21 protein-coding genes and 1 tRNA gene are annotated in these 20,148 nt (G+C 60.0%); 8 read left to right on the top strand and 14 right to left on the bottom strand.

Annotated elements, in window-relative coordinates:
• The first annotated feature begins 42 nt into the window (after positions 1 to 42).
• Positions 43 to 119, top strand: a tRNA-Met gene (locus tag N3C64_RS14985).
• Between the two features lie 190 nt (positions 120 to 309).
• Positions 310 to 819, top strand: a complete 510-nt coding sequence (locus N3C64_RS14980) for a hypothetical protein (protein WP_260015062.1) — start codon at positions 310 to 312, stop codon at positions 817 to 819.
• A 218-nt stretch (positions 820 to 1,037) separates the two neighbouring features.
• Here the strand turns inward: N3C64_RS14980 and N3C64_RS14975 are convergent, their stop codons facing one another.
• The 10 genes from N3C64_RS14975 to N3C64_RS14930 all read right to left on the bottom strand — a co-directional run bounded on the left by N3C64_RS14975 (position 1,038) and on the right by N3C64_RS14930 (position 10,462).
• Complete coding sequence (locus N3C64_RS14975; RefSeq protein ID WP_260015061.1) at positions 1,038 to 1,232, bottom strand: hypothetical protein; 195 nt, start codon at positions 1,230 to 1,232, stop codon at positions 1,038 to 1,040.
• A gap of 11 nt (positions 1,233 to 1,243) precedes the next feature.
• Positions 1,244 to 2,476, bottom strand: a complete 1,233-nt coding sequence (locus N3C64_RS14970) for a hypothetical protein (RefSeq protein WP_260015060.1) — start codon at positions 2,474 to 2,476, stop codon at positions 1,244 to 1,246.
• A gap of 275 nt (positions 2,477 to 2,751) precedes the next feature.
• Positions 2,752 to 3,900 carry a hypothetical protein gene (locus tag N3C64_RS14965; protein WP_260015059.1) on the bottom strand — a complete coding sequence of 383 codons (1,149 nt, stop codon included), beginning with the start codon at positions 3,898 to 3,900 and terminating at the stop codon, positions 2,752 to 2,754.
• Between the two features lie 186 nt (positions 3,901 to 4,086).
• Positions 4,087 to 4,320: a hypothetical protein gene (locus tag N3C64_RS14960; RefSeq protein ID WP_260015058.1), complete on the bottom strand. Its 234-nt coding sequence runs from the start codon at positions 4,318 to 4,320 to the stop codon at positions 4,087 to 4,089.
• A gap of 122 nt (positions 4,321 to 4,442) precedes the next feature.
• Entirely contained in the window at positions 4,443 to 4,688 is a 246-nt protein-coding gene (locus N3C64_RS14955) for a helix-turn-helix domain-containing protein (RefSeq protein ID WP_233677866.1), read from the bottom strand.
• A gap of 84 nt (positions 4,689 to 4,772) precedes the next feature.
• The gene (locus N3C64_RS14950) at positions 4,773 to 5,498 is read right to left on the bottom strand and encodes a hypothetical protein (protein ID WP_260015057.1); all 726 of its coding nucleotides are present in this window, start codon (positions 5,496 to 5,498) and stop codon (positions 4,773 to 4,775) included.
• A 171-nt stretch (positions 5,499 to 5,669) separates the two neighbouring features.
• Complete coding sequence (locus tag N3C64_RS14945; RefSeq protein WP_260015056.1) at positions 5,670 to 6,227, bottom strand: site-specific integrase; 558 nt, start codon at positions 6,225 to 6,227, stop codon at positions 5,670 to 5,672.
• Between the two features lie 34 nt (positions 6,228 to 6,261).
• Entirely contained in the window at positions 6,262 to 7,218 is a 957-nt protein-coding gene (locus N3C64_RS14940; RefSeq protein WP_260015055.1) for a sugar kinase, read from the bottom strand.
• On the bottom strand, positions 7,215 to 9,308 hold the full coding sequence (locus N3C64_RS14935; protein ID WP_260015054.1) for an FAD-dependent oxidoreductase: 2,094 nt from the start codon (positions 9,306 to 9,308) through the stop codon (positions 7,215 to 7,217). Before N3C64_RS14935 ends, N3C64_RS14940 begins: the two co-directional genes overlap by 4 nt.
• The gene (locus N3C64_RS14930; RefSeq protein WP_260015064.1) at positions 9,305 to 10,462 is read right to left on the bottom strand and encodes a Gfo/Idh/MocA family protein; all 1,158 of its coding nucleotides are present in this window, start codon (positions 10,460 to 10,462) and stop codon (positions 9,305 to 9,307) included. Before N3C64_RS14930 ends, N3C64_RS14935 begins: the two co-directional genes overlap by 4 nt.
• A gap of 311 nt (positions 10,463 to 10,773) precedes the next feature.
• On the opposite strand from N3C64_RS14930, the gene N3C64_RS14925 reads away from it, so the two are divergent.
• Positions 10,774 to 11,466 carry a nitroreductase family protein gene (locus N3C64_RS14925; RefSeq protein WP_218631340.1) on the top strand — a complete coding sequence of 231 codons (693 nt, stop codon included), beginning with the start codon at positions 10,774 to 10,776 and terminating at the stop codon, positions 11,464 to 11,466.
• A gap of 105 nt (positions 11,467 to 11,571) precedes the next feature.
• On the opposite strand, the gene N3C64_RS14920 is transcribed toward N3C64_RS14925, so the two are convergent.
• Together N3C64_RS14920 and N3C64_RS14915 are read right to left on the bottom strand one after the other, a co-directional pair.
• A complete protein-coding gene (locus N3C64_RS14920; RefSeq protein ID WP_218631339.1) occupies positions 11,572 to 11,898 on the bottom strand; it encodes a DMT family transporter in 327 nt (108 codons plus the stop codon).
• Positions 11,899 to 11,978: 80 nt separating this feature from the next.
• On the bottom strand, positions 11,979 to 12,458 hold the full coding sequence (locus tag N3C64_RS14915) for an Lrp/AsnC family transcriptional regulator (protein WP_218631338.1): 480 nt from the start codon (positions 12,456 to 12,458) through the stop codon (positions 11,979 to 11,981).
• Between the two features lie 95 nt (positions 12,459 to 12,553).
• Here N3C64_RS14915 and N3C64_RS14910 point away from each other — a divergent pair, with 95 nt between their 5' ends.
• The 4 genes from N3C64_RS14910 to N3C64_RS14895 all read left to right on the top strand — a co-directional run bounded on the left by N3C64_RS14910 (position 12,554) and on the right by N3C64_RS14895 (position 18,123).
• The gene (locus N3C64_RS14910) at positions 12,554 to 13,756 is read left to right on the top strand and encodes a methionine gamma-lyase (RefSeq protein WP_260015053.1); all 1,203 of its coding nucleotides are present in this window, start codon (positions 12,554 to 12,556) and stop codon (positions 13,754 to 13,756) included.
• 71 nt (positions 13,757 to 13,827) lie between these two features.
• The gene (locus tag N3C64_RS14905; protein WP_218631336.1) at positions 13,828 to 15,150 is read left to right on the top strand and encodes a trans-sulfuration enzyme family protein; all 1,323 of its coding nucleotides are present in this window, start codon (positions 13,828 to 13,830) and stop codon (positions 15,148 to 15,150) included.
• Entirely contained in the window at positions 15,143 to 15,694 is a 552-nt protein-coding gene (locus N3C64_RS14900; RefSeq protein WP_218631335.1) for an OsmC family protein, read from the top strand. Before N3C64_RS14905 ends, N3C64_RS14900 begins: the two co-directional genes overlap by 8 nt.
• 47 nt (positions 15,695 to 15,741) lie before the next feature.
• Positions 15,742 to 18,123 carry a thiamine pyrophosphate-binding protein gene (locus tag N3C64_RS14895; protein WP_260015052.1) on the top strand — a complete coding sequence of 794 codons (2,382 nt, stop codon included), beginning with the start codon at positions 15,742 to 15,744 and terminating at the stop codon, positions 18,121 to 18,123.
• A 78-nt stretch (positions 18,124 to 18,201) separates the two neighbouring features.
• Here the strand turns inward: N3C64_RS14895 and N3C64_RS14890 are convergent, their stop codons facing one another.
• Positions 18,202 to 18,657 (bottom strand): hypothetical protein, encoded by a 456-nt coding sequence (locus N3C64_RS14890; RefSeq protein WP_260015051.1) that lies wholly within the window; start codon positions 18,655 to 18,657, stop codon positions 18,202 to 18,204.
• Positions 18,658 to 18,733: 76 nt separating this feature from the next.
• On the opposite strand from N3C64_RS14890, the gene N3C64_RS14885 reads away from it, so the two are divergent.
• Positions 18,734 to 19,159 carry a MarR family winged helix-turn-helix transcriptional regulator gene (locus N3C64_RS14885; RefSeq protein WP_218631332.1) on the top strand — a complete coding sequence of 142 codons (426 nt, stop codon included), beginning with the start codon at positions 18,734 to 18,736 and terminating at the stop codon, positions 19,157 to 19,159.
• 182 nt (positions 19,160 to 19,341) lie between these two features.
• Here N3C64_RS14885 and dmdD read toward each other — a convergent pair whose 3' ends face one another.
• Complete coding sequence (dmdD, locus tag N3C64_RS14880; protein WP_260015063.1) at positions 19,342 to 20,142, bottom strand: methylthioacryloyl-CoA hydratase; 801 nt, start codon at positions 20,140 to 20,142, stop codon at positions 19,342 to 19,344.
• Positions 20,143 to 20,148 lie beyond the last annotated feature (6 nt).

Raw genomic sequence — 20,148 nt, 5'->3', positions numbered from 1 at the left:
GCCAAAGCGGATCATTGCACCGCGCAAAAAACGCAATACTCTCGCGGGGTGGAGCAGCCCGGTAGCTCGTCAGGCTCATAACCTGAAGGTCGTAGGTTCAAATCCTACCCCCGCAACCAAAAAATCTAAGTTAGAACATATGCTTAGCCTCGCAACTCGCGGGGCTTTTGGCGTTTCGACATGGGCGCTGGAAGCAACACGGAAGCAAGTGGGGCGCACTCAACACCCTTGCAAATCCGCAACACGTCAAGTCTCTTGGAATCATACGGTGAAGGTATTGAGCTACACATAAATTGGTCAAATAACCCCATGATAACTCCCGACGTCCTAGACCTCCTTGAACGCTTCCAAACAACCATTGTCGGCGTAGTGGGTTTCCTTGGCGTGATCTGGACGCTTAGCGCAAATGCCCGGCATTCCAGAGCGGAACATTCGAGGCAACTGAGCACGAGGCAGGCCACTTTGCGTCGAATCTTGGTCGCCGAGTTCCGAAACTATTCCCTCGGGCTCAAGCAGAATCTCGACGCAGCGCCTCCCGAAGGGGAGCTGTTCTCGGTTGGCAAGGTGCGAAGACTTTTGTCGGACAGCCTCACTGCCGACCTGGGGCTGCTGGAACCGGACGAAATTGACATCGTGGTCAACGCGCTAATCAGCCTGGACGGCTTCGACCATCACCTCGAAAACCTATGTCAGCACAGCTTGGAAACGCGGTTCCTTATTTCCCCGGACGCCTTGCCGCAGTTCCGGGAAGCCGCCGAAAGAATGGCGACGGCGCTCGAACTTGCTGTTGAGGCCTTACATCTGCATGGTGAGCGTTAAAGTGGGAAGTCTTGTCTTTCGGCCCTGAACCGCCATGCAACGCAAGCGCGGTGAATGGCAGGGGGCCAGCCCCATTTATGACGTTCACGCGGTGAGCATCATAAATGGGGCCTATTTGAGCGACGGAAAGTGGTCATTTGCTGCATTCGGCGAGGAGGACAGCTTTACAAAATCGCCGCTGAAAGCGCCGACTGACAGTGGGGGCTGCCCTAAGATTACTACGACACGCTTAGTTGTGCGATTTGGTTGTTATGTTGGTCTTGCCACAAAGTGAGCTTGTTGAAGCTTTCGACCCTGCTTCGATACTCATCCTTGGCCGTCTCTACTGACACGCCTAGTTTCTCAAGCAGGCTTTCCAGTTCGTCGCGTGTCAGTTGCTTATCGCGATCTGATTGCAATGTCATATCCGCCATTCGTTCCTCCCCTATCGCCTACGTTCAAAGAAACGGCTGTTCAAGCTCGGATCAAAGAAGTGTTTGCGTTTTATCCAGACCAACCCTTCACTTCGTGTGATGGCCGCCACATCAACCGGGCCACCTACAGTTTCCGAAGGTTTGGTTACCTTTTCTTTCAATGATTGCAAGTTTATCAGGGTTTCAGCAAGCTCTGCCATCTCATCGACGGGCAAAACACCCAGAACCCGACGCAGCGGAAGGGAGTGTTCAGCTCTTGCATATTGGAAAATTTTATCCTTGGAACTCTTAAGCCGTTCGCCGATTAGCTCATTGATTCTTGCTTCTGGAATGGTGCCGCCGGACAACTCGTTCAAGCTGTCCGCAATAGCCTTCAGTTCCCCAGCGAACGTTTCTTGCATCTTGGCGAAGACTTCAAAGCTGAGGCCTACCTCAAACGTGTCGGTCATGGAGCTCTGAGCAAAGGCAGACAGAACGGCCGGGATGTCATGGGTGACTTTCTCCACTTTCTTTTTGGATGCGACAAATTTGGTGCCCCAAAGCTTGCATCGCGAATACGATACTAATTCAGGGAATACTGAGTGATCTCCAAAGCCCGCAAATATTAAGCCGGAATAATTGTTTTCCAGAGCCAACATATTGAGCGATTGTTTTGTGGCTTCATCAATGACCATATCACGAGTAGCTTCGTCAACGTCAGTAACTTGGATAAAGTCTAGCCATTCATCTAACTCATTTATTAGATCATTCTTGGTAGACGCTGTGAGCTCCCCAATCTCATCATCGTTAAGCTCTGAGTTTTGAACGACGGTTCCTCTGTTTTCAACGTAGGTGGCCATGAATGTTGAAAAATCTAGCGTATCGTCTTCCTGGCGCGAGCGATTGAAGTCTAAAGTAATTTGTACCAGCGAGTTGCTAACCTGTTTGACAAAGCCTGACCTCCGAATATCGTCAGGAAATAATCTTTGCGAAGCGTCTACCCATGCGATGAACTCGTCAGCAAATCCCTCAACGGTATTAAAGGACTTGTCGCCAAGTTCTTTGCGGAACTCTTTGATTGTGACTTCCCAAGGGACACTCAAGAGGCTAGCCGAATTGTAAATCATTAAGCCAACCGGATGGGCCTCGGAGAGCTGAAATATTTTGTTCGCGCCTTTGAAGTAGCGCCTTTCGGCTCCGTTTTGCCCGTAATATTCAACGGTTGTGGCGCTATCGGCGGCCAGCACCACCGAAAGGCTGTTCATCAGACACACCTCTGAGGTCATTCAATTCCGCCTACTACATTTTGGGTCACACAGGTAACATCTAGCAATATGCCGAAGTCTCAGCCAAATAGCGAATAGAATGTTGGCCCGTGGTCAGGTTTTGACCACACATTCGGTTCTAGCGTTGATGGGCATCTCCCACAGTTGGCGTGCCGTTAGTTGGACCTTCAAGGAAAGTCGGTTTCCGGTCCTCCCTACAGAACCGAGCCGATGGACGAACTAATTCGACCGTGTCAGCTTCGGGGATTTGACCCTCACTCCCACCGATACTTCCCGCCCGCTTTCTGCAAGCGCTCTTCCAGCGTCCTCGGGTGCTCTTCGCTATACCGGCGTAAGGCTTCGGTGTGCTGCTCCATGAAGTCATAGAATTCCCCCGGCGGCACATCCGAGATTGCCGCACGGGTGACGAAGAGGCCCAGAATCTGCCGATCCAGCTCCCGCATCTTCGCGGTGCGATTGGCAAAGATCACGTCCGAGGGCTGGATGCCGCTGCAATAGACGGAGAGGTCATTGCCGATGGTGTCTTCAAATAGCCGCCACAGCTCATGTACGGGCCAGCGAGCGCGGTTGCTGTCACTGGTGGGGATGCAGTAGCGCAGGCGCTGCAAGGCGTCGTGGTAGGCGTCTCCGAGTCTCTCCCACAGATCGGCCCAGGAATGCATCTCGAAGCGGCCCCGGAGCTGCTTTGACCCAAGGCGCAGCTCGAAGCGCCAGACTTGGCTGGTAAGCCTATCTGAGAGGTCCAGAGGGGCTTGCCCGCATGCGGCGCGCTCGGCGTTCCAGATGGCCAACCAGCCGTCCTTGGCCTTCTGCATGACCTCTGTGCGCTTGTCATAGATGGCAAGCTGGCGGTTATCGACATTGCCCGCCCGAAGGCCCGTGACCCGGCTTCCCGTGGCCTGTGTGACGGTCTCATCCGGCCCGGTGTATTCTGTGACCTTCGTTCCCGGTGGGGCGACAAGTGCGATCCGCTCCGGCTCAAACCAAGGGGCCAGAAGATCCACCGCAAAGTCCACGCGCGAGACGCGGAGCTGGTGTTCGCTGTAGGGAATGGCCAGCGCTTCCATGACTGCCCGGAAATGCCGTTCGGCGTGACCCAAGCCGCCAGTGGCGAGACCCAAAGCGCGGAAGTCCACGGTGACGCCGGGATTGTTCGGGATACGGTCTTCGGGGTCTTGGAACATCCAGACTGCGCCCAGCTCGCCCGTGTGGGTGTTGAAGGTCCGTCCCCCGGCTTGCGTAACGGACAGAAGCACGTCGCCAAAGCGCAGCTCGATATCGTGCCGGTGTTCTTTGGCATGGGCTTTCGCAAGGGCCACTTCCTTGCGCAGCTCCGGGCCGATCTCTGCCTGTACGGTGAACCTGAGGCCGTCAAAACCGCTATGGAGGATTTGTGCCTTCATCTGCTCTGATCTTCGCTTTCGTATTCGTGGAGGGGGGTGTTACATGCCCCCCCTTTGTCGATCGGCGGATCGTGACCGTCTGAATTGAGGGAACCGGATCAAGCGGGATGGGCTCTGTGCCTCCGGCGGGGCAGCTTTTGTTTTGGGGCCGGGCAGGGCTGCCCGGCTCCGATCTTGTTGGATGCTTTAAGTGCGCTGGATGGCGTCTTTCGACACTTGGCGCGCGATCCAGATTTCGGCGCGCTCGGCGCATTTGGCGACGTTCAAAAGATCGCCCTGGGCGAAGCTCGGCGTCGATTGCCATTCGCCCTGATTGGTCTTGTAGGAACGGGACAGATCGACGGAATAGAAGCCGTCATTATCCCAGACGGTTGCGGTGATAAGGCCGAGTTTGACCTTGTGGGCAGGTTGTTTCGACATGGTGGAAGTCCTGTTGGAATGTGAGAGAGGAAACGGGCGCGAGAACCTTTTGCCCCGCGCCCGCGAAGAGCCTTCCGGCCCCAAAATCCCGCATGGCGCTGCCAACCCCACACGGGCAAAACTCAGCTGGTGTACTGGCTCGTGTTGGCGTGGCGACGGGCCTCAGCCCATTCCCGCAAGTCCCGGCGGCGATAACGCACGGAGCGTCCGGGCTTGTAGAATTGCGGGCCAAAGCCCGTGACCCGCCATTTCTGCAAGGTGCGCACGCTCTGGCAGAGATAGTCCGCCGCGTCGGTCTCGGTAATGAACCCATCCCAGTACTGCGAGGTCGGGGTGGGGCGCGTTTGTGCTGCCGTCTGATGTTGCATTCTGATCTGCCTCTTTCTGCGAACTGCTATGAGGCGAACCTAGATGCGATCCGTTGCTCTTTTCGAGCGAAAGCACTGGACGAATTATTGCTCGTTTTGTGCAACAATTCGTCCAGTGATTTTTTGCCTTGCGATACAGTCCTTTAGCTCTCTTAGGATGCGCGAGTTCGGATATTTTGGCTCGATCATCTTGAAGGCATTCACACAGAAATCCGCAGCGGGTGTGATCGGCTCATTGTCTGCCGTGGCGTCTCGCGTGAATGGCGTGCTGGTCGTGCTCTGCCAGAGGTCGCGTATGTTGGTGATCCAGAGGCGCAAGCCATAATCGCGGCTTTGGCCGCGTCGTTGGTTGGGAAGGCGATCCACGGCTCGCGATAGCGCTTCCTCCAAACCGCCCAGAAGCTTCTCGAGGTCGGCTAAGTCCAGACTAACCGATTGATCGGGGTTGAGTAACGGAAGGACAAGAGCCGGAGCATCCGCATCCAGATTGCCCGTTATATGCCGCATCGCGTCCTGATCTGCTTTGCGAAACACCCCGAGATCAAGTTCAGAACGGGCCTCGTTCGAAAGTCCAGCCAGCGCCGCACGAAGACTTCTCAGGCGCGTCTGAGGGACAGCGAGTTCCCGTCTAAGATCGGTGTGGCGCGGGATGTCTTTGTGTTTTGCAGCCTCCCAACGATAGATCGCAGCGCAATCTTCGAGCGTTTTGCGGAAAGCTCCGAGATCAGCCGGTTTTAGCCCGGATGCATCACACAGGCGCTTGGTGTCCGCTTCGGTATAGGTGTTTTCGTAGAATCTGGGTGGCAGCATTGGTGCGGTCAGTTCTCTTAATTAGGGGCGAGGGTTCATGCGGGCCGCAGTTCGTGGCGCAGGCGGCCTAATTAAGCGCTCCTTCGGCGCGTAGGTTGGCTAGCTTAGCCTAAGTTAGTCTAGCCTAGGGCCGGGCGGCGCGACGCCTTCCCTAAGCCATTTCAGGATGCGTTATCTTATAACCCTTAATGGGGTCGCTCCCCGAGGTCCACCCGAGACAAGGGCGCTCAGCCGGTTCGCATTCTCTTCCGCCGCGCGCTTTACGGGATCGTCTGCCAGATGCGCGTAACGCATGGTGGTCTGGATCTGGCTATGGCCTAATAGCCGCCCGACCATTTGAATAGGCATCCCCGAAGAGACCGCGTTGGACGCATAGGTATGGCGCAGGTCGTGGATGCGCACATCGTCCAGACCGGCCCGCGCGCGGAGACGCCGCCAAGGGTGTTGCAGGTCGGTGATATGACTGCCTTCCAGCTTGCCTTCGATCACGTAGGGATTGCCGAAGGTGCGGGGCAGGGTGGAGAGCACAGCCCGCGCCGCTGCCGGGAGCGGGATGCGCCGCGCCCCGGTCTTGGTGTCGGGCAGCTCCATCCCGGTATCGGTGATGTAGTCCCACCGGAGCGTCTGAATCTCCCGCAGTCGGCATCCGGTCAGGATCAGAAGCCGGAAGGCCGCGATAACGTGGACGCTCTCAGAGCCGTCCCGCTCGGCCTCACAGCACCTCCTCAAAACGGGATAAAGCTATCCCAGTTGGTGAACCACTTCAGTGGGGGCACGACAAGATCAGGCTGCGCGCAATGGGCGGAACCGAGGCTTTCGGTATCCGTGCGCCAAAATGTCGAATGACTTCGGCTGACATTTGCTGTCCGAAGGCAACGGCCGCTCGCGGCTGCTTTCCGATCAAGCGCGCGGCGAGGTATCCGGCATTGAAGGCATCGCCAGCGCCCGTTGTGTCGCAAATCTCCGAGACGGCCGGCGTATCGATCTGAGCTTCGTGGCCATCGATCAGCATGGCGACCTGACCGGCGCCGTTCTTAACGATGATTTCGGTTACGCCTGACGCGGAAAACCGCGCAACCGTGTCGCGCGGTGTCGCGTCTCCCCAGATTGTCTGCTCGTCGTCAAAGCTTGGAAGCGCAATATCGGCGACTTCAAGAAAACGAGGTATCGTCGAGCGGATCTCTTCGTTCGATGACCACAGCTGAGGTCGAATATTGGGGTCGAAAGACACTCGGGTACCGCGCGCACGCGCGCTCGATAGCGCATCGATCAGGTGAGTTCGGGCGGAGTCGGGCAGGATAGCTACCGTGATGCCGGACAGATGAATAAGGCCTTGCCCGACGAACGCTTGCTCCAACCATTCGCGGTCATCGGCGATCAGACGTGCGGCGGAGTTCTTTCGCCAATAGTGAAAACTCCGCTCAACCCCATCAAGCTCGATCAGGTAAAGCCCCATGGTACGCTCGGCGTCGCGGCCAATCGACGACGTGTCGAGCCCGTCACTGTCCAGCTCCGCGACAAAGGCGTCGGAGAGCCGATCCGTTCCGACCCTTGTGGCAAATCCGACCCTGCCCCGGGAACCAAGCGCCTGTGCAAGGTGCCATGCAGTATTGAAAGTGTCGCCCGCAAAGCCCCGACGATAAAGCCCGTCTTGCACAGGGGCCATCTCGATCATCGCTTCCCCGATGGCAATGGCTTTCGTTGAGTTGAACGTGATCATGATCCCACCATCCCATTGTCCAGATCGAAGATCGTGCCGGTGAGCCAAGCGGGCCAGTCCCGCTCAAAGAATGCCTTTGCGGTTTCATCAAACGAACGATTGGGGCGCGTGGTGATCGCCATCTGGTCCCCCGTCAATCGGACCAGGATCTGCTCAGACTTGTCTTGTTCGCGCTCGACGCGGAACCTCATGTCCGAAAGTGGCCCCCGAGCCGACATCGGCAGCGCCTCGCCCGCGGGGTCGCAAATCGCGCGGGCGCCGCGGCTGCCGCCGCCCTGACGAATGTAGAAGTCGAGCGCAGCCAGCACAGCCTCCGAAACCAGCGCCATCTGCTGCCATTGCACGGCCCGGGCGACCTCTCCGGGACGACTGCAAGCCACGCCAGCGGTACGGATCGACCGGTTCAATGCGCGCGCGGCAGAGAGCGCTTCGGCCACCTCGTCTGACCGGCATAGAATGCCGGCGCTATCGCTCATCCGGGCTTGAACTTCGTGCCGGATCGTCTTGATCGGCAGGCCGGTGTCGGTCTTCAGCATCTGCTTGATCCGGTCGATCTCGACCGAAATCGCGACAGTGCTGCATTCCGAATGCTGAATGGCTGTGCGAGAAGCTGCGGCAATGTGTTCCGCCACGCGCGTCCCAAAGACCTGACCCGCGTTCAAAGCCGCGCCGCCGGGCCTTGTGATCCCGTGCGTGCCAGCGGCCTCTCCGATCGCGTAGATGCCGTGGATGTTCGTGCGGCCCCAGATATCGACCGCTATTCCGCCGTTCATGTGTTGATTGTTGACGGCGAACTCCAGTGGCTCGGCGGCGATATCGATCTTGTAGCGACGATAGAGTTCAATCGCGAGCGGGTTCATGTGCCGCAAACGGTCGATCGGCGTGCTCTGGTTCGCCCCTGCATTTGTCAGATAGGTCCGAACATCGTCGTCAAGCCGCGACAGGCTGAACGGCTCATCGCCCGGCACCGGCTCCGGATTGCGGTTGAAGTCCATGTAGACCCGCCGGCCTTTCTGCGTTTCGCGGAAGACCGCGAGGTCGACGAGGCTCGATTGGAAGTCCAGCATGCGCGTCGCGTGAAAGGGCCATTGATACCCTTTCCGGAAAACGTTCGACGCCAGTTCCTGCGTCGTCCGATAGTAATCCGAAAGGAAATGGTGCTCGCTTCCATCCGCATCGACCGAATAGATATGCGGAATGACCTGAACATAGGTGCCGGACAGGTTCCAGGGAAAGCCCTCGCGCCGAGTCCCGATGCCGAACTGGCTTTCCGTAATGTTCACGACTTCCAGGCCCGCCTCCAGCGCGAGGCCGAGTGAGCCAAAGCAGCCATTCGGGAAAACACTGTCGCGATAAAGCTCTCCGGGTCCGCCCGCCGCCAATACCACCGTGGGGCATGAGAAGAGCACCAGCCCAAGCGGGTTCTCGTCGCTCTGGTTTCTGGACCTGACCGCAAGGAGACCCGTCACGCGGGACGCGCCATCGCGGCATTCGGTCAGGATCCGAATGACCGTCGTCTGGTTGAAGAAGGGAACCTCAAGCCGGATGGCCTCCTGCGCCAGAACCTTGACCATCAGGCGCGACGTTCGCGGCCCGCAACTCGTCGCGCGGCCAACCTCGTCATGGTCCGTCTGATAGCGAAGTGTCCCGCCCAGAGTATCCTGCGGCAAAGGCAGACCAAGGAATTGCAGTGATGCCATGGCGCGGACGGAACCAACCGCTTCGATATAGGCGGTGTCTTCGTCCATCGCGCCGCCCGACCTGATCGCACGCGCCATTTCCTTGAAGTTGTCACCCCGGTCGGCTGTATTCGCCGTGTGCAGCGTCTGCTTGTCGGAGCCGGAACAGGCGGATGTTCCTCCCCAGGCGCTCTGGCTGACGATGCTCACATCGACGTTCCGGCGTTTCAATTCGACTGCCGCTCGCAGCCCTGCGGCGCCGCTACCCACGACGATTGCAGCAGATCTGCGAACAGGAATGTGCCAACCCGCGATTTCGACGTTCTCGGGGAAGCCAGGCTCTTGGCCAAGGCGTGGCATTTCGACATCGGTCAGAGCATCAAGGATGTGTTGAGGGATTTTCTGGGTCATTCGATCTCGACCCACCGTTGCTGGCGCGATGACTCCATGCAGGCATCAACAATCTGACAAAGGTGGTGACCCGTTTCGAATGTTGGCCACATCTGGCGGTTCGCGACGATGGAGCGGATGACCTCTGCGGCCTCGATGATCTTGCTCTCGTTGTAGCCGAGCGCGAAGTTCGGAAGCGGCAGGAAGGACCTATAGGTGTCGTTCTCCGGCCCGACGTCGATCGCTCGAAAGCCACGACGGCCTGTCTTGTCGTCACTGCTGTAGAACCGCAGTCGGTTTACCTCATCGTAGTTATAGAGAAGGCTCCCTTTGGTGCCATAGACCTCGTAGGTCTGGACGAATTTCCGCCCGGTCGCGATCCGGCTGAAATCGACGACCCCGCGCGCACCGTTGGCAAAGCGGCACAGCATGTTGGTGCCATCCGGGTTGGTCACTTCGGACCATTTTTCTTCGCCGCTCAGGGTGGCCTGCTCGCCCATGGCGAGATCTCGAACGACCGGGCGCGTGGGGGTGACAATGAAGTTGTCCGCAATCAGCGAACTGACGCGTCCGACAAGGAAATTCATGAAACTGAAAATATGGCTGCCGGTATCTCCGACGATACCGGTTGGCGCCAGGTTGCCATCCGCGCGCCACATGTATGGTGCGAGCGGATCAGCGAACACATCGATGTGCTGGCAGCCTTTGAATAGCTTGATCTCGCCGATTTCCCCCGAGTCGATGATCTCCTTGGCGAGGTCATGAACTGGGTTTCGGGGAAAGGCGTGGCCAACCCGTGTGATCAGTCCCTTCTGGCGGGCGATATCGGCCAGTTCCCGCGCCTCGGCCGCAGTGTCGGCCAATGGTTTCTCGCAATAGACGTGCTTTCCAGCAAGCAAGGCTGCCTTGGCGACCTCGTAGTGCATGTTGTCGGGCAGGCAGATGTCGATCAGGTCGATCTCGGGGTCTGCGACGGCAGCTTTCCAATCCTGTAGGATCCGGGCGCCGGGTGCTCGAAATGCGAGATCTTCTTGGGCGTCCGCTGCGACAAGCGCCACGACACGGGCCGTCCCGTCACTGGCCCCGAAGAAATGCGGGAAGGTCTGATAGGCCATCGTATGGACCCGCCCCATCCAACCCGACGCCCCCAGAACGGCAACTCTGACTTCCGTCATCAACTTGGCTCTCCTCGTACCGCAGAAAACGGCTGCGCTAGTTATTGTCAGCGTATGGAACGTTCCAGTTCTTTTAGTGGAACGTTCCAAATCTGTCAACGCGCGTTCGGCGATGCATCAATCAAGTAGTGCTGCCGGGGGGGCGGTCCGTGAAGCCGCGCGATCATCTTGCCGTGGCCTGCTCTGTGCCCGCGGCATCGCGCCGCCGTTGTGCAGAGACGCCACGCCCCCGGATCACGAAGCGATCTCTTTGTTGGTCCTTTCCGGCGCAGGCCCTATTGTCCCCCTGATACAAATGCGAGGATTTGAGCATGTTCAAGAAAGGCGAGGTTTCCTACAAACCGCTTCCCCTGCCGGATCGGGTTCAGCTGCCCGACGCCGAAGCCCTGAAGGCGGTAGAAGCGTTTCGGGACTATATGCGCAAACGGCACTCCGTGCGCGACTACTCCGACCGGCCGGTCCCGAAAGAGATCATCACTGCCTGCATTGAGGCCGCCGCGACCGCCCCCTCCGGCGCGAACCACCAGCCGTGGCATTTCGTGGCGATTGCAAACCCAGAGATGAAAGCCCGCATCCGGGAGGCGGCGGAAGAAGAAGAGCGCGACTTCTACGCGGGAGGCGCGGGGGATGAATGGCTGGCGGCCCTGGAGCCTATCGGAACCGGCGTTTCCAAGCCCCACCTCACCACAGCCCCCTGGCTGATCGTCGTCTTCGCGCAGCGCTATGGTCTGACCGGCGATCAGGAGCGCTACAAGAATTACTACGTCCCCGAAAGCGTCGGCATTGCGACCGGCATGTTGATCACGGCAATCCATCATGCGGGGTTGGTCTGCCTTGAGCATACCCCGAACCCCATGAAGTTTCTTCCCGCGCTCTGCGGCCGGCCTGCGCATGAAAAGGGCGTTATGATCATCCCCGTCGGATGGCCGGCAGAGGAAGCCACGGTTCCCGCCGTCGCAAAGATGAAGAAGCCGCTCGAAGAGGTGATGTCGGTCTTCGAGTAAGGGGCGACCGCTTCAACCGATCATCCGTCGCTCAGCCCGAGGGTCTGGGCGGCGGAGAACCTTCGGCCCTCAAAACTGCGGCCCGGCCCGATCGCGACGCTTCCGTTAGGCCGCGAGCTTGAGTCCGACGACGCCTGCAATGATCAGCAGCACCGACAGCGCGCGCGCCAGACTCAAGGCGTCTCCGAACAGGAATACGCCGACCAAGAAGGTTCCGGCCGCCCCGATTCCCGTCCAGACCGCATAGGCGGTGCCAATGGGGATCGTTCGCTGTGCAAGCAACAAGAGCACGCCGCTGATCGCCATGCAGAGCACCGCGAAGCCGATCCAGGGCCAGTTGGCGCCCTGGTCGGAGTATCCGTTCTTGAGCCCCAGTGGCCAGCCGATCTCGAACAGGCCGGCGAGGATAAGCATCAACCACGCAGTATTCATGTCTTGGTCTCTCTTGGGTTGGCGATGAATTTGGGTGTGGCGCGCATCTGCTGGATCGGCCTAGCGCGCAGCGCTTCGTCTCAATCCCGGGTTTCGGGAAAGACATGTGTGTGCTTGACGATACTGTAAACGAAGTTGGTGTCGATGGAGCTGATCCCGCCGATGGGATGCAGGCGTTCGCGCACGAACCGCTCATAATCCTCCAGATCGCTGACCACGACCCGCAGCAGATAGTCAGATACCCCTGTCACGAGAAGGCATTCCAGCACTTCGGGTGTCGTTCTGATCCGCGCCTCGAAGCGATTCACGGTTTCCTCGGTGTGCTTTTCCAGGCTGATCCGCACGATGGCCAGAACCGGAAGACCATAAGCCTGCGCATCGACATTCGCGCTATAGCCGGTGATCGCACCGCTTTTCTCAAGGATACGCAGCCGCCGCAGGCAGGGCGACGGCGACAAGTTGATCTCCGACGCAAGCTCCAGGTTGGTCATGCGCCCATTCCGCTGAAGGGCGCGGACGATGCGCCTGTCTGTGGCGTCTAATTTGGGTGATGTTGGCATATTATTCCAAAAATTGCGCTAGCATTGGCTAATATAGCAATCAATACGCAATCTGACCAGCGTATACTGCCCTCAATTCAATGGGGAGTATCGACATGAACACCGCCGGAAAGGGATTCGCCACCCGCGCCATTCATCACGGCTATGATGCCCGGTCGGAGCAAGGCGCCCTGAACCCGCCCATCTATATGACCTCGACCTTCACGTTCGATACGGCCGAGGCCGGCGGCGCGATGTTTGCTGGCGAGAAAGCCGGGCACTTCTATACCCGCATCTCGAATCCGACGCTCAGCCATCTGGAAGAGCGTATCGCCGATCTCGAAGGTGCCGAGGCCGGGCTGTGCACTGCCTCGGGCATGGGGGCGATCACCTCGACCCTGTGGTCTTTCCTGGAGGCAGGCGATGAGGTGATCATCGACAAGACGCTTTACGGCTGCACCTTCGCCTTCATGACCCATGGCCTGCCGCGCTTTGGCGTCAAGGTCACGCTGGTCGACCTGACCGATCCGGCGAACCTGGCCGCCGCGATCAGCCGCAAGACCAAGATCGTCTATTTCGAAACCCCGGCCAACCCGAACAACCATCTGGTCGATATTGCGGCGGTGGCTGAGATCGCGCATCGGCATGGTGCCAAGGTGGTGGTCGACAACACCTATGCCACCCCGGTGCTGACCCGGCCGATCGAGCATGGCGCCGATATCGTTGTGCATTCCGCGACCAAGTTTCTTGGGGGCCATGGCGATGTGATCGCCGGCCTCGTGGTTGGCCGCGCGGAAGATATTGCCCAGATCCGGCTTGTCGGCGTCAAGGATATGACCGGTGCGGTCATGTCGCCGATGACGGCGATGCTGCTTTTGCGCGGGATCAAGACGCTGGAGCTGCGCGTCGAGCGGCACTGTCAGAGTGCGATGAAGGTGGCTCTGGCGCTCGAGTCGCATCCGGCCGTGCTCCGCGTGGCCTATCCGGGCCTTGACAGCTTCGCGCAGCGCGATCTTGCCGGTCGGCAGATGGCTGCCTTCGGCGGGATGATCCCCTTTGAGGTCAAGGGTGGCAAGGCGGGCGGTATCGCGGTCATGAATCGGCTCAATCTGATCCAGCGCGCGGTCAGTCTGGGCGATGCCGAAAGCCTGATCCAGCATCCCGCCTCGATGACCCATTCGACCTATACGCCTCAAGAGCGCGCCGCGCATGGCATCGCCGAAGGGCTGATCCGTCTCTCGGTGGGGCTCGAAGCGGTCGATGACATCATCGACGATCTCTATGACGCGCTTGGCGCGCACAACATGCAGGCCGCCTGACCCTTTCGACGAAATTCGGCGACGGACGTGGGAGTTGCCCGCGTCTCCTTTCATCAGCACAGGAGCAATACGTGTCCAACGAGAAGATTCTTGGTGATCCGTCCAGCAAGTCGCCCCGTCATACAGCGGACGACTGGCTCAATACTCTTGATCGCGCGCGCAAGCCGGGCCCGTTCCTGGCCGATCACGCGGCGCCCGGTTCCGGCATGTCGACCGTCTCAGTCCATGCGGGCACCCATGACGATCCGCGCACAGGCGCGGTCGGTACGCCGATCTATCAGGCCTCGACCTTTGTGCTGAACGACAATCAGTATCAATCGGTGGAAGAGGGTTTCGCGCGCGACCGGTTCATCTATTCGCGCTATGGCAACCCGTCGCAATGGGCCGTTCAGGAAAAGCTGGCGGCTCTCGAAGGTGCGGAATCGGCGATCGTCTTCAGCTCGGGCATGGCGGCGATCACCAGCACGGTGATGGCGCTGGTCGACAAGGGCGCGCATGTGGTGGCCTCAAGCGACCTCTATGGCGGCACCTATAACCTGTTCAACCAGGAATTCCCGACCATGGGCATGTCCTGCACGATGGTCGATTCCTACGATTTCGACGCGATCGAGGCGGCGATCCAGCCCAATACGCAGCTGATGTACTTTGAGGCGATCACCAATCCGCTTCTGAAGATCATCGACATTCCGCGCCTGGCCGAGATTGCCAAGCGGCGCAAGGTGCGTCTGGTGATCGATGCGACCTTCGCGCCGCCGGTGGCGATGCGGACGCTGGAACACGGCGTCGACGTGGTCGTGCATTCGGCCTCGAAGTACCTCAACGGCCACAGCGATCTGATCGCCGGGGTTGCGGCTGGTCCGCGCAAGCTGATCGACATGATCTGGCCGCGCCTGCTGAACTACGGCGGCTCGCTCGATCCCCATGCCTGTTTCCTGCTGGAGCGCGGACTGAAGACGCTTGCGGTGCGGATGCGCGCGCATGAGGAAAGCGCGACGGCGCTGGCCAAATACCTTGAGGGCCATCCGCGGGTGAAGAAGGTCTTCTACCCCTTCCTCGAAAGCCACCCGGATTATGCCACGGCACGCCGACTGCTGAAGAACGGCACCGGCAACATCACCTTCGTGATCGAGGGCGGTGACGCCGCCGCGCTGCGGCTTGTGAACGCGCTGCGTATCCCCAAGCAGGCCACCAGCCTCGGCGGGGTGGAAAGCCTGATCAGCCTGCCGTTCAACACCTCGCAGGCGACGTTCACCTCGCGCCAGCGCGCCGATGTCGGCATTGACCCCGGCTGTGTACGACTTTCGGTCGGGATCGAGGATGCCGCCGATCTGATCGCTGATTTTGAACAGGCTCTTGCCGCCATCTACGCAAAGAAGGAACCCGCATATGCGTAACAGCATCCCCACCGCTGCGCTCAGCGAATTCGTCAACGAAGTCCAGAACACCCCCGAAGAGGCGGTGATGGAGTATGGCATCGAGATCAACTGGGAAAGCGGCACGCGCTCGCGGACCGAGACCAAGGCGATGAAGGTTGGCCCGCATCAGGTCAGCCGCTCGTTCAGCTGGAAGTCCGACGAGCCGCGCCAGCTGATGGGTAACAACCATGGCGCCAATCCGCAGGAACTGCTTCTGTCGGGCCTTGGCTCGTGCATGATGGTCAGCTTTATCGCCGGGGCAACCGCTGCGGGCATCCAGCTTGAATCGGTTCGGATCGATTTTGACGCGACGCTCGATCTGCGTGGCTTCCTCGGGATCGGCTCGAATGCGACCGTGGGCTTCCCCGAGATCCGCTACACGATCCATGCCACCGGTGACGCGAGCGAAGAAGAGTTCGCCGAATTGCACCGCAAGTCGGTTGCTCATAGCCCCAACGCCCAGACGATCCTGAACCCGGTCAAGCTGAACGGGGCCATCGTCAGCACCCGTATCGAAGGCTGAGCAGCGCCGCCTGATCGCCCCCATGCCAAGATAACAAGAGGATCGCCATGACCCCGACCCGCCAGACCCATCTGAAAACCATCGAGCAGCGGCTCCTTTGGCTGTCGCATTGGATGATCCATAACGCCAACCACATTCGGCCCAAGGTCGACGGGATCAAGATTGGCGGGCATCAGGCGTCTTCGGCCTCGATGGTGTCGATCATGACGGCGCTCTACTTCCACAGTCTGCGCCCCGAGGACCGGGTCGCGGTCAAGCCGCATGCCAGCCCGGTCTTCCACGCGATCCAATACCTGATGGGCAACCAGACGCGTGAGAAGATGGAGAACTTCCGTGGGTTCCACGGGGTGCAGTCCTATCCCAGCCGGACCAAGGATATCGACGATGTCGATTTCTCGACCGGCTCGGTCGGGCTTGGCGTCGCGATCACCTCCTTCGCCTCGATCGTGCAGGACTATATCTCGGCGAAGGCCTGGGGGCAGGGTGCGCCGATGGGCCGTATGGTGGCGCTGGTCGGCGATGCCGAACTGGACGAAGGCAATATCTACGAGGCCTTGCAGGAAGGTTGGAAGAACGATCTGCGCAACACTTGGTGGATCATCGACTACAATCGCCAGTCGCTTGATGGCGTGGTGCGCGAGGGGCTGTTCAAGCGGATTGAGCAGATCTTCGACGCGTTCGGATGGGATGTGGTCAAGATCAAATACGGCGCCTTGCAGCGCGCGGCCTTCCAGGAGCCGGGTGGCGAGAAGCTGCGTGCGTGGATCGACAGCTGTCCCAACCAGCTTTACTCCGCGCTGACCTTCATGGGGGGGGCGGTTTGGCGCAAGCGGCTGATGGACGATCTGGGCGACCAGGGCGACGTGACCGCGCTGATCGAGAAACGGTCGGATGAAGAACTGGCCGCGCTGATGGAAAACCTGGGCGGCAACTGCGTGCAGACCATGGCCGAAAGCTTCGATGCGATCGACCATGACCGTCCGGTCTGTTTCCTGGCCTATACCGTCAAGGGTTGGGGTACGCCGATTGCCGGGCACAAGGACAATCACGGCGGGCTGATGAACTCCACGCAGATGGCGGAATGGCAGGTCCAGATGGGCGTGCCTGCGGGCCAGGAGTGGGACAAGTTCGCCACGGTGCAGGATGTCGCCGCGCTGCAGAAGTTCCTGGATCAGGTGCCGTTCTTCGCTAAAGGGCGCCGCCGCTATAGCGATGAGGTGATCGAAGTTCCGGCGATCGAGATCGATACCGCCAAGGAAACCTCGACCCAAATGGCCTTTGGCAAGATCCTTGACACCCTTTCCAAGGGTGACAGCCAGCTTGCCGAGCGGATCGTCACCACCTCACCCGATGTGACCGGCACCACGAACCTCGGCCCCTGGGTGAATCGGCGCAAGCTTTTCGCCCGCACCGAGCAGGCCGATGCTTTCATCGAGCACCGTATTCCTTCCACCGCGAAATGGGAGTTCACGCCCGAGGGTCAGCATATCGAACTGGGCATCGCCGAGATGAACCTGATGCTGCTGCTTGCGGCGGCAGGGCTGAGCCACAGCCTGTTCGGGAAGAGGCTGATCCCGATCGGCACGGTCTATGATCCCTTTGTCGTGCGCGGTCTCGATGCGCTGAACTATGCCTGCTATCAGGATGCTCGCTTCTTGCTGGTTGGTACGCCCTCGGGTGTGACGCTGGCCCCCGAAGGTGGTGCACACCAGTCGGTGGGGACGCCTTTGATCGGCATGAGCCAGGACGGGCTGGCTGCGTTCGAACCCGCCTTCGCGGACGAGCTGGCGGTGATCATGGAATGGGCCTTCGACTACATGCAGCGCGATGGCGACGGCGATCCCGACGAGCGGACCTGGCTTCGCGATGAAACCGGTGGCAGCGTCTATCTGAGGCTGACGACCAACCCGATCGAGCAGCCGGGAAAACGCGTGGACGACGCGTTCCACCAAGGTGCGATCGACGGGGCCTACTGGCTGCGCAAGCCGGGGCCGAACTGCGACGTGGTCATCGCCTATCAGGGCGCCGTCGCGCCCGAGGCGATCAACGCCGCCGGCATGATCGGCGAGGGGCGGCGCGATGTCGGCGTTCTGGCGGTCACCTCGGCCGACCGGCTGAACGCTGGCTGGACGGCGGCACAACGTGCCCGCTCGCGCGGCAATGCGAATGCCGAGAGCCATATCGAAACTCTGCTGCGCGACCTGCCGACGCATTGCAAGCTGGTGACCGTCATCGACGGCCATCCGGCGACGCTGGCCTGGCTCGGCTCGGTCCAGGGGCACCGGACCATCCCGCTCGGGGTCGAGCATTTCGGCCAGACCGGCACCATCGGCGACCTCTACCGTCATCACGGGATCGACGCCCGTGCGATCGTCGAGAAGGTGCAGGGGCTGACCCAAGGGCGGCCGGTGTCGGTTGTGGCGGGCTGAGACGTGGCCGCTGAGCCGGTGTTCGACCGGCGCAGCAGAGCGACCCGCCCGGAGCCGCGCGTGGCTCCGGGCAGGCCGTCAGCCTCGTGACACCGGCGGGCGGCGCAACTTGCCCGACAGCCGTAGTCCGTCCGCTGTGTTGAGCCCAAGAAGGGTAATGTTGACTGCACCGGCAATCAGTTCGAGGGCCTGTACGAGGTAGAACCCGACATCCATATCCCCGGCCTGCGCCTTGAAGGATAGATAGAAGGCAGACGGTACGAGGATGAGGATGCCATTGGCGGCGATGAAGGGCATACGTTTCTGCTTTCGCGCCAGAATCGGGCCGCCTCGCTTTTTCGCAAGACTGCGGCCCGAGATGGCCGCCACGATCAGAGCCGGTATCAGAACGCTAAAGCCCCAGGGGATCATCGATTTGACAGTTGCTATGGTCGCCGCGCGACCACTCAGTTCGACAATAACGGTAGAAAGCCAGAAGCTGGCGATCATCAGCAAAGCTACCGCGCCGGCGATCGGGTGGATTACTTTGGACATGGAACACCTCCGATAATGACGTTATATAGCTAGCTATATAATAATGAATAGCTAGCTATGAAGAGGGGAATGATCAATGGATTTCGATAAGAACCGGTCCGCTGGCTATCTCGTAAACCATGTGGCGCGACTCTTTGCTCACGGGCTTTCGGAGCGGATCAAGCCGCTGGGGCTCAGTATCGGCGCGTTCCCTGTTCTTCTGGAGCTTTGGGAAGCGGACGGTCTGACGCAGGGGCAGCTTGTGGAGCGGCTCAGCATCAAGCAGGCAACAATGGCCAATACGCTTGCGCGGATGGAGCGTGACGGGCTGATCGTCCGCACAAAGAACGAGGAGGACGGGCGGGTGCAGCACGTCTTTCTGACCGAAGCCGCCAAGGAGAAGCGTGGGGCCGCTATCGCAGCCGCGCAGACCGTGAACGCATTGACACTCTCACCGCTTTCCCTGGCCGAGCAGCGCCAGTTCCTCATATTGGCGAGGCGTATAATTGAGGCCAGCCGGTAGCCCTGCTTGGCCGAAAGGCGACAAGCCCGAGCATGGGCTCTGAATGATCGGATGCAAAAAAATAGCGCGAGGCCGCGCGATCTCACCGCAGGGCGCCATCTCTCATGAGGGACGGCGCCCTGCGCATGAGGACCGGCGCCGGGAAGGAACGGCGGGCGCGGCCTCGACGCTCAGGGGAGGGGTTAGCTGTTGGGCCGCACGCGCGCGGCCGTCTTGCTGGCGAAAGCCTCCAGCCGCTCGCGCGCCGCGGGTTGGGTGTTGACGATCCCGGCGACGACGGATTCGGCATAGGCCGCATCCATCGCGGACATGTTGTTGAGGTGGCTGATCGCCGAGCAGATCGCGAAGTTGGTCAGCGGCAAGTTCGCGGCAACCCGGTCTGCAAGCTCAAGCGCCATATCCAGGCTCGACCCTTCGGTGATGTACTGCGCCAGGCCGAGATCGACGGCCTCCTTGCCCTGATAGACGCGGCCCATCAGGATCATGTCAATCATGCGCGCCTTGCCGATCAGGTCGCTGACCCGGATGGTCGCCCCCCCGCCGGTAAAGATCCCACGCTGGCCCTCGGGCAGGGCGAAATAGGTGGTTTGGTCCATCACCCGCACATGCGCCGCACTGGCCAGTTCGAGCCCGCCGCCTACGACCGCACCCTTGAGAGCGGCGATCACCGGAACCCCGCCATATTCCATCTTGTTGAATGCCTCGTGCCAGCGCAGGCAGACATGCATGAATTCGTCGGGGCTGCGATCGGCCTTCCAGTGCTCGACCAGATCGAGCCCCGCGCAGAAGTGATCTCCCTCGCCGGCAAGCACCACGGCGCGCACCCCACCGCGAGGCGCAAAGGTGAAGAACTGGATCAACTCGTCGATGGTGGCCGCGTCCAGCGCGTTGCGCTTTGCGGGCCGGTTCAGCGTAACGACGACAACACCGTTGTCGCGGACGTCGAAAGCAAGATTGGCATAGTCGTCGAGACGGATGTCGATGGTCAA

Source organism: Sedimentimonas flavescens (assembly GCF_025154035.1).
Taxonomy (GTDB): Bacteria; Pseudomonadota; Alphaproteobacteria; order Rhodobacterales; family Rhodobacteraceae; genus Rhodobacter; species Rhodobacter flavescens.
This window is presented reverse-complemented; position numbering and strand designations above follow the sequence as displayed.

Bases quoted from the DNA above. Each gene is read 5' to 3' on its own strand.
- N3C64_RS14960 (WP_260015058.1), bottom strand. From the start codon at position 4,320: ATGTCGAAACAACCTGCCCACAAGGTCAAACTCGGCCTTATCACCGCA.
- N3C64_RS14955 (WP_233677866.1), bottom strand. From the start codon at position 4,688: ATGCAACATCAGACGGCAGCACAAACGCGCCCCACCCCGACCTCGCAG.
- N3C64_RS14925 (WP_218631340.1), top strand. From the start codon at position 10,774: ATGTTCAAGAAAGGCGAGGTTTCCTACAAACCGCTTCCCCTGCCGGAT.
- N3C64_RS14970 (WP_260015060.1), bottom strand. From the start codon at position 2,476: ATGAACAGCCTTTCGGTGGTGCTGGCCGCCGATAGCGCCACAACCGTT.
- N3C64_RS14920 (WP_218631339.1), bottom strand. From the start codon at position 11,898: ATGAATACTGCGTGGTTGATGCTTATCCTCGCCGGCCTGTTCGAGATC.
- N3C64_RS14980 (WP_260015062.1), top strand. From the start codon at position 310: ATGATAACTCCCGACGTCCTAGACCTCCTTGAACGCTTCCAAACAACC.
- N3C64_RS14890 (WP_260015051.1), bottom strand. From the start codon at position 18,657: ATGTCCAAAGTAATCCACCCGATCGCCGGCGCGGTAGCTTTGCTGATG.
- N3C64_RS14885 (WP_218631332.1), top strand. From the start codon at position 18,734: ATGGATTTCGATAAGAACCGGTCCGCTGGCTATCTCGTAAACCATGTG.
- N3C64_RS14975 (WP_260015061.1), bottom strand. From the start codon at position 1,232: ATGGCGGATATGACATTGCAATCAGATCGCGATAAGCAACTGACACGC.
- N3C64_RS14930 (WP_260015064.1), bottom strand. From the start codon at position 10,462: ATGACGGAAGTCAGAGTTGCCGTTCTGGGGGCGTCGGGTTGGATGGGG.
- N3C64_RS14935 (WP_260015054.1), bottom strand. From the start codon at position 9,308: ATGACCCAGAAAATCCCTCAACACATCCTTGATGCTCTGACCGATGTC.
- N3C64_RS14950 (WP_260015057.1), bottom strand. From the start codon at position 5,498: ATGCTGCCACCCAGATTCTACGAAAACACCTATACCGAAGCGGACACC.
- N3C64_RS14900 (WP_218631335.1), top strand. From the start codon at position 15,143: ATGCGTAACAGCATCCCCACCGCTGCGCTCAGCGAATTCGTCAACGAA.
- N3C64_RS14910 (WP_260015053.1), top strand. From the start codon at position 12,554: ATGAACACCGCCGGAAAGGGATTCGCCACCCGCGCCATTCATCACGGC.
- N3C64_RS14940 (WP_260015055.1), bottom strand. From the start codon at position 7,218: ATGATCACGTTCAACTCAACGAAAGCCATTGCCATCGGGGAAGCGATG.
- N3C64_RS14965 (WP_260015059.1), bottom strand. From the start codon at position 3,900: ATGAAGGCACAAATCCTCCATAGCGGTTTTGACGGCCTCAGGTTCACC.
- N3C64_RS14915 (WP_218631338.1), bottom strand. From the start codon at position 12,458: ATGCCAACATCACCCAAATTAGACGCCACAGACAGGCGCATCGTCCGC.
- N3C64_RS14895 (WP_260015052.1), top strand. From the start codon at position 15,742: ATGACCCCGACCCGCCAGACCCATCTGAAAACCATCGAGCAGCGGCTC.